An 11833-nucleotide genomic window follows, 5' to 3' on the forward strand; every position below is an offset into this window, starting at 1 on the left:
GAAAATCGCCGCTTCGCGGATTGTTCGCCCCATCCCTGGGGCTCACCCCTTCGGGGCCAGCGCAAGCGCTGTCCAAAATTGCTCCCGGCAATTTTGTCTTCAGCTTATTCCTTCCGGCTTTCGGGTCGGGCGTGAACCTACATCCATGTAGGTCACGCCCTCTCGGCGCATTCCTGCGCCTCGCCCCGGCCTACAGGAAACGCTTCGGCGATTTTCAGCCGGACTCCCGCCCCCTCCACCATTCCAGCTGTTTGAAAGAAGATTTAAAAAGATTTTTTATAAGTCTTGCATGTGGCACGGGGGTTGAGTTCCCGCTGAAATCGGCGAGCCGGAGACCGGATGACAAGGGCTGGACGCCAGGGATGGCGGCCAGAGGCGAATCGAGACAGGCTGTCGAGTTGAGCCGACCGCAGGCAGCAGGTCGGGAGGTGAGCGCAGTGCGAAGCACCGATTTCTTGCGGGGCCGCGGGGATTGAAAAGGGGGCCGCGGTGGCCCCCTTTTCCCGTTCACGTGTGCTGGCACTTTATAATCTACGGGTCTCAAAGTGAACGGAACACACTACCGAACTCACCCAGACGCCCCTTCCCTGCTACCAGCAATCATCCCCTCGGTGCATCCCCAAACACAGCATAATCCGGCAGCTGCACCTCCTGATACGGCTCCCATCCCCCGCCAAGCGCTTTATAAAGCGCCACCAGATCCAGCGCGCTCTGCACCCGGGCCTGATCCCGCTGCTGCTGCGCCTGGGCCAGCTGGCGCTGGGCATCCAGCACGTCGATAAAGGTGGCGATCCCCTGACGATAGCTGCTGCTCGCCAGATCGAAAGCGTTTTGCAGCGCATCGATGGTTTTGCTTAATCCCGCCTCCCGCTTCTGGTCAGTGCGGTAGCTGACCAGCGCATTTTCCACATCCCCCAGCGCGGTAAGCACCGTCTGACGATAGTCCAGCACGGCGGCGCCCTGCTGGGCACGGGCGACCTTCACGCTGGAGACCAGCCGTCCGCCCTGGAAGATGGGAATAGAGACCTGCGGCCCGACGCTGTAGAAGTGGCTGCTCCAGTCGGTGAGCCAGCTGGCCTCGCTGTTACGCAGCCCAAACTGGCCGCTGAGAGAGACGCTGGGGAAGAGCTGCGCCACCGACACGCCGATCTGCGCGGTGGCCGCATGCAGATTCGCCTCGGCCTCACGCACGTCCGGCCGGCGTCGCGCCAGCGTGGACGGGATCCCGGTGGGGACAATTTCCGGCAACGCGGGCAGCGGTTTGCTGGCCTGCAACTCGCCGTCCAGCGCCCCCGGCGGTTTGCCCAGCAGGATCGCCAGGCCGTTCATCGCCTGCCGCGCCTGGGCTTCATACTGCGGAAGCTGCGCCTCCAGATTACCGAGCTGGGCGCGGGCGTTCTCCACGTCCATCTGCGGCGACAGGCCGCCGCGCTGGCGGCTGCTGGTCAGATCCAGAGTCTGCTGCGCGCTCTCGATCTGGGTGTTGAGCGTCGCGATGCTGCTCTGGGCACCGCGCAGCTGGAGCCAGCCGCGGGCGACTTCCGCCTCCAGCGACACCAGCGCATCGTTGCGCTGCTCGATAGCTGCCTGCTGCTGAGCGTTGGCGGCTTCAACCTGGCGGCGCACCTTGCCCCACAGATCCAGCTCCCACTGGGCGTCAAAGCTGCCCTGATAGAGGTTAATCGGCTGGGTCAGCGGCCCCAGCGCCCCGCGCAGGTCAGGGTCGACATCATCAAGCTGGTCGTACACGCCATGGGATTTCAGCTCCCCCTCCAGCCCCAGCTGCTGCCGGGTAGCCTGCAGGTTGCCGTTCACCGCCGGGAAGAAGGCGCCGCCCGCCTGGTTGATCTGCTCCCGCGCCCCGGCGATGCGCAGCACGGTTTGCTGTAGCGACAGGTTGCCGGCGATGGCGCGCTCAATCAGGCTGTCCAACTGCGGATCGCCGAAGGATTTCCACCAGCGAGGATTGATGGCGCTCGACGCGGGTTGTGATTTCACGCCGCTGTCGCCCGGATCGTTCCACTGGCTCGGGGTCTGCGGCGCGGGCTGCTGGTAATCAGGCCCTACGGCACAGCCTGCCAGCAGCAGCATTAACATCAGGGGGCTTAAACGTCGAATCATCAGTGTGCTCCTGCACTCCCCTCGCTCTTAACCGGCGAGAGCAACAAACAAAACGGAATCAGTAAGAGGGCCACCGCGCTCAGAATGGTGAAGACGTCCACGTAGGCCAGGAAACGCGACTGCTCAATCATCGCCTGGTACATGCGCCCGGTGGCGATGCCGGTGGGGTCGCCCACCTGGGTGGTAAAGTTCTGGATCGCCTGGGCCATCTCGCGGATCGTCTGCTGGAACGGCTCATCAAACGCCGAGGTATGCGTGGCGAGATGCGCGCTGTGGGCCTGGGAGCGCTCGGTAATGGCCGCCGTCGAGAGCGAAATACCGATCGACCCCGCTACGTTACGGAACATGGTAAAGAGCGCCGCAGCGTCGGCGTTCAGCCGCCGGGGGATCGAGATAAAGGCGATGGTGGTCAGAGGCACAAACAGGAACCCCAGCCCAATCGACTGGGCGCTGCGGAACAGCACCAGGGTCTCGAAATCGATATCCGGCGTCAGCGTCCGCGACCAGAAGAAGGCCGTCGCCAGGCAGGCAAAGCCGAAGGCGATGATCCAGCGCGTCTGCACAATCGGCATCAGCTTCAGCACCAGCGGGATGGTCAGCACAATGAGGATCGCGCCGGGCGAGAGCACCAGCCCTGACCAGGTGGCGGTATAGCCCAGGTCCTGCTGCGCCAGCTGCGGGATCACCACCGAACTGCCGTAGAGGATCATCGCCATACCGGCCATCAGCAGGCTGGAGACCGCGAAGTTTTTATCCTTCATGCAGTGCAGATCCACCACCGGCTTTTTGGCATACAGCAGCCAGTAGATGGCGCCGATAATGCCGATCAACGTCAGGACGGCGAAGGTGCGCGTAAAGTTCGAGTTAAACCAGTCTTCGTCTTCCCCGCGGTCGAGCATCACCTGCAGGCAGCCGAGGCCAAGGGCGATAAGGCCGATGCCGGTCCAGTCGACGGAGAGTTTCTCCTTCGATTTGCTCTCCCAGGGCGGATCTTCCAGCAGCTGATAGATCGCCAGAACGGTCACTATCCCCACCGGAATGTTAATAAAGAACACCCAGCGCCAGGAGTAGTTATCAGTGATCCAGCCGCCAAGCGTTGGCCCCAGCACCGGGGCAACAATAATGGCGATGGACGACAGGCCAAAAGCCTTGCCGCGATCTTCCGGCTTAAAGTAGTCGAGCAGCACCGACTGCTGGGTCGGCTGCAGCCCGCCACCGAAGAAGCCCTGCAGAATACGGAACAGGATGATCTGCCACAGCTCGGTGGCGATCCCGCACAGGAAGGAGCAGATGGTGAACATCACAATGCAGATCAGGAAGAACTGCTTGCGGCCAAAAAGCCGACTCAGAAACGCCGAGATGGGGAGCACGATGCCGTTCGCCACCAGATAGCTGGTGAGCACCCAGGTGGATTCGTCATAGCTGGCGGAGAGCGAGCCCGCCACGTGGGGCAGCGCCACGTTCACGATGGTGGTGTCGAGGATCTCCATAAACACCGCAAGGGTGACGACGATCGCCACCGCCCACGGGTTGCTGGCGGGCCGCCAGTTTTCATGGCTGTGGTCGGTCATTCCACGGTTACCTTCGGCTCAACCGACAGGCCCAGCGGCAGCGGCTTATTAGGGTCCAGCCCTTTATCAATAACAATTTTCACCGGCACGCGCTGGACGATCTTCACGAAGTTACCGGTGGCGTTCTCCGACGGGAAGGCGGCAAAGCGCGAGCCGCTCCCCTGCTGGATAGAGTCGACATGCCCTTCCAGCTCCATATCCGGCCAGGCGTCCACGCTCAGCGTAACCTTATTCCCGGGGCGCATCCGCTCCAGCTGGGACTCTTTGAAGTTGGCCACCACCCAGATATCGCTCGAAACCAGAGAAAAGAGCGCGGTGCCCGCCTGCACCAGGGTACCGGTCTGGACGTTGCGCTTCGTGATGTAGCCATCAAAGGGAGCACGCACCTGGGTGTAAGAGAGGTTGAGCTCGGCGGTCTCTAGCTGGGCGCGCGCCTGCTCCACCTGACGTTCCCGGGCTTCGACGTTGGTCTCCTGCTGACGAATTTGCAGTTGCACCTGGGAGGCCACCTCAAGCTGCGCTTTGGCGCTGGCTAGCTGGGCCTGGGCGCTGCGCAGCTGGGCATTGGCCGCGTCGATGCTCTGTTGGGTAGTGGCGCGGGGATCGACGCCGCGCTGACGGCGATACTCCGCCTGGGCATTGGCGAGATCGGCCTGGGCTTTAATCACCTGGGCATTCGCTTCATCACGCTGGGCGGGATATTGCACTTTCGAGAGGGCAAGCTGCGCCTGGGCCTGATGCAATTGGGCCTCGGCCAGACCCAACTGGGCTTTAGCCTGATCGCGCTGGGCGAGCGTATCCCGGGGATCGATGGTCACCAGCAGATCGCCTTTTTTCACCCGCTGGTTATCCCGCACCCGCAGTTCGGTGACGTAGCCTGCGGTTTTCGGGGCGATGGTGACGGCGTCGCCTTCGGTGAAGGCATCGTCGGTGGTCTCCTGGTTGCGGGTCATCATCCACCAGACCAGGGCCACGATGACCATCACGATCACCACAATACCCAGAATAATCAGCGGTTTTTTGCCGGGGCGTTTACGTTCAGTCTCTTTATTGTCTTTATTATCTGTGTCTTCAGAGGTGTGGTTTTCTTCGGCCATAGAACAGCATCCATCCTGTTAGTGAGCGGTATCACCATTTATACCGCTCACTAAAGTTAGGACGTTGCTATACATTTGCCAGGAAAAACTGACAAAGAGGGCACTATATGAGAAGGAATAATCCGAAACCGACGAACCCGGCCCAGACCAGCATCGGCAGCGACCAGAGATGGAAGCGCCACCAGATACGACGATCGTTTGCCATGCGCAGAGCGATGAGGTTAGCGAGGGATCCCGGCAGCAGACCAAAGCCCCCGACGTTTACCGCCCAGGCCAGTAGCGCCGTCGGCGGCACATAGTTCAGCAGCAGAATGGTAGAGGGTACGTTGCTGATAAACTGCGACAGCCCGATGGCGGTCAACCAGAGTCCCGGCTGCGACAGATGGGTGACATTTTGCAGTACGCCCTGCAACGCCGGGACCTGAATCAGCAGGTGCACATCGATAAACATCGCCATAAACACCAGCAGTAGCGTCCAGTCGACGCTTATCAGCACCCGACGCGCCAGCAGCAGGAAGCCCCCCGCCACCAGCAGCACGCCCCATAGCTCCTGCTTCAGATCGAGGGCCACCAGAAAGACCAGATAGAGCGCCAGACAACTCCACGCCAGCCGCGGTTTCGCCTGGGCGACGGCGCTGCCGCTGTGGTAGCGCAGCGGCGTTGCCGGGAAAGCAAACCAGCACAGCAGCGCCAGGGTGAGCATCATCACCAGCGCCAGCGGCGCCATCTGCCAGGTAAAGGCGGCGAACGACAGCCCGGAGCGCCCCCATAGCAGGATGTTTTGCGGATTACCAATCGGGGTCAACAGCGACCCGGCGTTAACCGCCAGCGCCTCGAAGATGATCATCCGGTTGACCGGGATTTCGCACAGCTTGCGCAGCGTGAGCGTCAGCGGCACCACGATAAACAGCGCCACATCATTGGTCAGGAAGGTGGAGAGCAGCGCGGCAGAGAAGACCATAAACAGCGCCAGGCGCCGCTCGGTAGCGAAACGGCGCACCATCTTGCGCCCGAGTACATCAAAAAAGCCGCTCTGCTCGACCCCCTTGGTGAGCATCATCAGTCCGGCGAGGGTAATAATGGTGTGCCAGTCAATGGCGGCAGGCCAGCGCTCAGGTGCGAAGGGCACCAGAAAACTGAGTCCAATCCCGACCACCAGCAACAGATGAAAGAAGCGATCGCGGGCCAGCGCCCGCAGGCCTGGAAAGGTCATTCTGCGGCGGATCCGTGTTTCAGCGTAAAGGCCAGGAACTGCTGCAACGTCTCTTCGCTGACGTGGTGTTCCATTCCTTCGGCATCCCGGCGGGCAATCTCAGGGCTCACGCCCAGCACCAACAGGAAGTTTTCGACAATCTGATGGCGCTCGCGGCTCGCCTGCGCCAGCTTTTCCCCTTCCGGAGTGAGAAAAACGCCGCGCCAGGGGATCATTTCGATCAGGCCCACCGTGGCCAGACGCTTGAGCATTTTTGCCACCGTCGGCTGCGAGACGCCGAGACGCGCCGCCATATCCACCTGACGGGCCTCCCCTACTTCGCGGATCAGATCCGAGATCAGCTCGACATAGTCATCAATCAGTTCGCGGCGATGCGCTTCGCGAACCTGGCGAAAGCCTTCGACATGCTCTTCGACATTGACCAGTTGCGTCATTTTTTTTGTTGTTGGTTTACCTGCACGGCGATTCATTGTGCTTCCTCAATCCGGTGACACATCAAGCGTATCAATGCATAAGCGGCCATTGTAAACCATCGCTACACAAGCACAAAAAATTAACGTAATAGCCATAGCTATACAACATAGCCTGTGCTATATCTGTATGTAATGCAGTCACCCTTCAGGGATCGAAGGGATCAACCCGCAGGAGGTCACATGAACGAATTCAAGAGGTGTATGCGCGTGTTTAGCCACTCTCCCTTTAAGGTACGCTTAATGCTGCTGAATATGATTTGCGACATCATCAACGGCAAGCCAGAGCAGAACAAACCTTCCCACTAAGCGGCGTCGCGGTACGCCGCTTCATTTTTTTGTCATTTATCATCGCTATACTCCCTCGCGGACGGCTATTCCCCGATCTTTTTTACGGAAATGCAGCCCTCTTCGCAAAACACCCCTTTTATATCTGTTGACGTTATACCTTACTGGCTCTATCTTCTTGCAGCCCTGCACTTTTTGCGGCTCGCAGATGCGGACCTCAATCCCCCTTCTACGCATTCTCAGGCAGGTTTTGACCCTTGGCGCCAGGGTGAGCACATGGCGTTTTCGCGATAGTGACCTATGAATTTAACCCTGAAAGAGACGCTCATTACCCGCAGCCGGGCCTTAAGCCCGTGGACGGGATTCTATTTTTTACAGTCGCTGCTGATTAACTTTGCCCTGGGCTACGAATTCAGCCTGCTGTATGCCGTTGCCTTCACCTGTATCCTGCATCTGTTGTGGCTCGGCGCGCCGCGACTGCAGAAAGGGGTGGTTGGGATCTGCTCGCTGGTGGCGGCAATGTATTTCCCGTTTGGTCAGGCCTACGGCGCGCCAAACTTTAATACCCTGCTGGCGATGCACTCCACCAACATGGAAGAGTCGACAGAGATCCTCACCATCTTCCCGTGGTACAGCTATATCGTTGCCCTGTTTATCTTTGCGCTCGGCGTGATTGCCGTGCGCCGTAAGCCGCAGCCCAGAAACGCATGGAGCAAAATCGACAGCCTGTGCCTGGTCTTCAGCGTGGTGGCCTTTTTCGTCGCCCCGGTGCAGAACCTGGCCTGGGGCGGCCTCTTCAAGCTGAAAGATACCGGCTATCCGGTGTTTCGCTTCGTCAAAGATGTGGTGGTGAACAACCAGGAAGTGGTTGAAGAGCAGGCCCGGATGGCCGAACTGTCACAGATGAAGGACACCTGGAACGTGCTGGGGGTAAAACCGAAGTATCACATCTATATGGTGGTGATCGGTGAAAGCGCCCGCCGCGATGCGCTGGGGGCCTTTGGCGGCCACTGGAATAACACCCCGTTTGCCAGCAAGGTCAACGGCACGCTCTTTACCGACTACATTGCCGCCAGCGGTTCAACCCAGAAGTCGCTGGGGCTGACGCTTAACCGGGTAGTGGATAACAAGCCACAGTATCAGGATAACTTTGTGACCCTCGCCAACCGCGCGGGCTTCCAGAGCTGGTGGTTCTCCAACCAGGGGCAGATCGGGGAATACGATACCGCCATCGCCAGCATTGCCAAACGGGCTGACGAAGTGCATTTCCTGAAAAGCGGTGATTTCGAGGCGGATAAAAATACCCGGGATGAGGCGTTACTGAAGATGACCGAACAGGTCTTCAGCAGCCATCGCACCCAGCCGCAGCTGATCGTTCTGCACCTGATGGGCTCCCACCCGCAGGCCTGCGATCGCACTCAGGGGAAATATGCCGAGTTCGTGCAGTCGAAAGAGACCTCGTGCTATCTCTACACCATGACCCAGACCGATGACCTGCTCAGCAAGCTCTATGCCCAGCTGCAAAACACCGGCGAGAGCTTCTCGATGGTCTATTTCTCCGATCACGGGCTGGCGTTCAAAGAGCGCGGAAAAGAGGTGCAGTATCTGGCGCACGACGACGCTTATCAGCAGAACTTCCAGGTGCCGTTTATGGTGCTGTCGAGCGATGACAAAGCCCATCGCATCATCAAAGCGCGCCGCTCGGCGAATGATTTCTTAAGTTTCTTCTCGCAGTGGACGGGGATCAGGGCCAAAGAGATCGCGAATAAGTACCGCTTCCTGTCAAACGACAAAGCGCCGCCGGTGTATGTGACCAACTTTAAATTACAGAAAGTGGATTACAACCATCTGGGGACGGATCTGTTTGAGACGAAAAGCCGGTAGGTTGTTAGCCCCCACCTATCGGTCCGCAACCATGGTCTGCTCCCTCTCCCTTGAGGGAGAGGGTTGGGGTGAGGGAGAGCATGCGCCTCGCCCCGGCCTTCCGGAAACGCTTCGGCGATTTTCAGCCGGAGCAGGGAGCCGCTGTAAGTTAGCGATTTTTTTAGAATTTGATCATTGCTGTAGACGCGAAATATTCCTGATGGCTCTTCAGCGCACAGGGAAGGACAAAAACAAAAAAACCCGCCGAAGCGGGTTTTTATATTGGCTCACCGAAGTGATTAGAAGCGGTAACCTACGCCCGCGATCCAGGTGCCAACGTCAACGTTACGGATGCGGCTCTGCTCATAGGAGAAGTCCAGCGCAACGTTTTCAACTGGGTTGAACTGCATACCTGCGCCATAGGAGAAGCCGTAGTCGCTGTTGCTTGCAGTACGGTTGAAGCCCTGGTTTTCAGTCTGCTGGAATTTACCGTAGCCAACACCCACAACACCGTAGATGCTTGCCCAGTCGTTCAGACGGTAAGCCGGGCCAGCGGTGATGCCGTAGTACTGACCTTTGTTGTACGCGCCGTCTTCAGAACGGTCTTTCTCGGTGTAAGTAAAGGAACCGATAACACCCAGTGGGTTGTTATCCTGCTCGTAGCGATATTTCAGGTTGAAACCGTTGGTTTTGTTCATCACGCCCTGCATATCGCTCTGAGCGTAACCGCCAGTAACGGTAGAAGTATCCGCCATTGCGGAACCTGCGGTAACAGCCAGAACTGCCGCCAGTGCTGAAAGACATGCAATTTTTTTCATAACCACCTCAAATGTGCTTCAAGTAAATCCGTAAGTTTTAAATATATCAAAAAAACTTGTGAAACTCTTTGTGATTCATGATGTCTAACGCGGGTTTTCATGTAACTAAACATTTCCACCAGCAGCTATCTTATTCAAAAAACACCAGATTTGTGTTTCAATCAGCTAATTTTGCGCGTCAGTCACAATACATTCATCCAGACGATTCCTAAACTGTTACAGAAATCATCCGCTCGTGTGACGCCATTTTACGGATTTGTGACGACTTTTTTTCAACAAAGTCTCAACCGCCCGGCGTTATTTCCTTTACACTCCTCCTCTTTACTTCCTTTGACACAAACTGACAGGAGAAAGGATGCCTGGGTTGTCTCGCAGGGCGCCGGTCTGGTTGCCCGTCATCGTTATCCTTATTGCTATGCTCTCCATTCAGAGCGGCGCGTCGCTGGCAAAATCGCTCTTTCCGCTAGTGGGTGCCCCTGGCGTGACGGCGCTGCGTATTGCGCTCGGCACCCTCATTCTGGTTGTGATTTTTAAACCCTGGCGGCTGCGCTTTCAGAAGGAGCAGCGCCTGCCCCTGCTGTTTTACGGGCTTTCTCTGGGGGCGATGAACTACCTCTTCTACCTGTCGATTCAGACGGTGCCGCTGGGGATCGCCGTGGCGCTGGAGTTCACCGGCCCGCTGGCGGTAGCCCTTTTCTCCTCCCGACGTCCGGTAGACTTTATCTGGGTGGTGCTGGCGGTGCTCGGGCTATGGTTTCTCCTGCCGCTGGGCCAGGACGTCTCGCACGTTGATCTCACCGGTGCGGCGCTGGCGCTGGGGGCCGGTGCCTGCTGGGCCATCTATATTCTGACCGGACAGCGCGCAGGAGAAGAGCACGGCCCGGCCACGGTCGCCCTCGGATCGCTTATCGCCGCCATTGTTTTCGTTCCTCTGGGGATGGCCCAGGCCACCGAATCGATCTGGCAGTGGTCAATCCTGCCGGTGGGGCTGGCGGTGGCGGTGCTCTCCACCGCGCTCCCTTACTCACTGGAGATGATTGCCTTAACACGCCTGCCGACGCGTATTTTCGGCACCCTGATGAGCATGGAACCGGCGCTGGCGGCAATATCCGGGATGGTGTTTCTTGGCGAATCCCTGACCTTCACCCAGACTCTGGCGCTCTGCTCAATCATTGCCGCCTCGATGGGATCGACCCTTACCCTGCGCCGGGAGAGTAAAGTCGAAGAGGTGGATATCCGCTAGCAGGCGTTATTTTGCCGGGAAGTGGCTTCCCGGCAAAATATTCCCATTCGCATTAGCGTCATTATTTTGAAATATCTCCCTCCCCTCCCTCAAAGCCCTTAAAAAATAAGATTAATTTACCCGCATATATCCATGTTGCTTTATTTTCAATAGGTTACATATAACAACCAACCTTTCACTATTAAACCGATAGGCAGTACCCGGTCGCGCTATCTATAGCCAGTGCTATACTTAATCTCGAAATAACTTTGGACGCCAACATCAAGAGGAAATGAGATTATGCCTACCGCTAAACTGGTAAAAACAAAAGCACCTAATCTGCTGTATACCCGTAACGATGTGTCAGACAGCGATAAGAAAGCGACGATTGAGCTGCTGAATCGCCAGGTGATCCAGTTCATTGACCTGTCTCTGATTACTAAACAGGCTCACTGGAATATGCGCGGTGCCAACTTTATTGCTGTGCATGAGATGCTGGATGGCTTCCGCACTGCACTGACTACCCACCTGGATACCATGGCTGAACGTGCCGTGCAGCTGGGCGGTGTGGCGCTGGGTACTACCCAGGTGATTAACAGCAAAACGCCGCTGAAGAGCTACCCGCTGGATATCCACAGCGTTCAGGACCACCTGAAAGAGCTGGCGGATCGTTATGCCGTGGTCGCTAACGATGTGCGTAAAGCGATTGGCGAAGTGAAAGACGAAGACACGGCGGATATCCTCACCGCGGCTTCCCGCGACCTGGATCAGTTCCTGTGGTTCATCGAATCTAACATCGAGTAATCCATAGCTTTTTGCTATTACACCCTCGCCCTCGGCGGGGGTTTTGCACTTTCATGGTGCAGTCATTTTTCCTCTCCCCCGGCAAACGTAAAGCATTTGTAATAATCACCTCACACAATCGTTAATGAAAGATTGTTTTCTCATCAATATTTGCGCTAAATAGCATAACCGTTAGTGATGGCGTTTCGCTGCACCAAAACAGTGCTTCGTTATGGTGCAACTGACCGCCATTGTGACCTTTTTTGTGCAATGAAATCCGTCCTGGCCTTGCAAAAACAACACGTTGTAAAGTTGGCACGATTTTTTCATAGAGCGTTCGTTCTCGCAGGGGATCGCCCCGTGGATATAAAAGGAAATGCTATGAAG

11 protein-coding genes are annotated in these 11833 nt (G+C 57.4%); 4 read left to right on the forward strand and 7 right to left on the reverse strand.

Features of this window, described 5'->3' with window-relative positions; translation table 11 throughout:
- Positions 1-600: 600 nt before the first annotated feature.
- From WFM46_RS20115 to mntR, 5 genes are all read right to left on the reverse strand, one after another.
- Positions 601-2124 (reverse strand): efflux transporter outer membrane subunit, encoded by a 1524-nt coding sequence (locus WFM46_RS20115; protein WP_336998364.1) that lies wholly within the window; start codon positions 2122-2124, stop codon positions 601-603.
- Positions 2121-3692, reverse strand: a complete 1572-nt coding sequence (locus WFM46_RS20120) for a DHA2 family efflux MFS transporter permease subunit (protein WP_159339252.1) — start codon at positions 3690-3692, stop codon at positions 2121-2123. The genes WFM46_RS20115 and WFM46_RS20120 overlap by 4 nt, the downstream gene beginning before the upstream one ends.
- Positions 3689-4789: an HlyD family secretion protein gene (locus WFM46_RS20125; RefSeq protein WP_336998360.1), complete on the reverse strand. Its 1101-nt coding sequence runs from the start codon at positions 4787-4789 to the stop codon at positions 3689-3691. The genes WFM46_RS20120 and WFM46_RS20125 overlap by 4 nt, the downstream gene beginning before the upstream one ends.
- 103 nt (positions 4790-4892) lie before the next feature.
- Positions 4893-6002, reverse strand: a complete 1110-nt coding sequence (locus WFM46_RS20130; RefSeq protein WP_336998361.1) for an anion transporter — start codon at positions 6000-6002, stop codon at positions 4893-4895.
- Positions 5999-6472: a manganese-binding transcriptional regulator MntR gene (gene mntR, locus WFM46_RS20135; protein ID WP_103178799.1), complete on the reverse strand. Its 474-nt coding sequence runs from the start codon at positions 6470-6472 to the stop codon at positions 5999-6001. The genes WFM46_RS20130 and mntR overlap by 4 nt, the downstream gene beginning before the upstream one ends.
- A 183-nt stretch (positions 6473-6655) precedes the next feature.
- On the opposite strand from mntR, the gene mntS reads away from it, so the two are divergent.
- Both mntS and WFM46_RS20145 read left to right on the forward strand, forming a co-directional pair.
- Positions 6656-6781 (forward strand): manganase accumulation protein MntS, encoded by a 126-nt coding sequence (mntS, locus tag WFM46_RS20140; protein ID WP_103178798.1) that lies wholly within the window; start codon positions 6656-6658, stop codon positions 6779-6781.
- A 279-nt stretch (positions 6782-7060) separates the two neighbouring features.
- Positions 7061-8644: a phosphoethanolamine transferase gene (locus WFM46_RS20145; RefSeq protein WP_336998362.1), complete on the forward strand. Its 1584-nt coding sequence runs from the start codon at positions 7061-7063 to the stop codon at positions 8642-8644.
- 278 nt (positions 8645-8922) lie between these two features.
- Here the strand turns inward: WFM46_RS20145 and ompX are convergent, their stop codons facing one another.
- Positions 8923-9441 (reverse strand): outer membrane protein OmpX, encoded by a 519-nt coding sequence (gene ompX, locus WFM46_RS20150; RefSeq protein ID WP_103178796.1) that lies wholly within the window; start codon positions 9439-9441, stop codon positions 8923-8925.
- 355 nt (positions 9442-9796) lie between these two features.
- Here ompX and rhtA point away from each other — a divergent pair, with 355 nt between their 5' ends.
- Entirely contained in the window at positions 9797-10684 is an 888-nt protein-coding gene (gene rhtA, locus WFM46_RS20155; protein WP_156654142.1) for a threonine/homoserine exporter RhtA, read from the forward strand.
- Between the two features lie 279 nt (positions 10685-10963).
- A complete protein-coding gene (gene dps / locus WFM46_RS20160) occupies positions 10964-11467 on the forward strand; it encodes a DNA starvation/stationary phase protection protein Dps (protein ID WP_103178794.1) in 504 nt (167 codons plus the stop codon).
- A gap of 171 nt (positions 11468-11638) precedes the next feature.
- On the opposite strand, the gene WFM46_RS20165 is transcribed toward dps, so the two are convergent.
- Positions 11639-11833, reverse strand: a 195-nt coding sequence (locus WFM46_RS20165; protein ID WP_336998363.1) for a hypothetical protein, incomplete at its 5' end; no start/stop codon positions are given.

Origin of the sequence: Leclercia sp. M50, from assembly GCF_037150775.1 — a bacterium.
Classification (GTDB): domain Bacteria; phylum Pseudomonadota; class Gammaproteobacteria; order Enterobacterales; family Enterobacteriaceae; genus Enterobacter.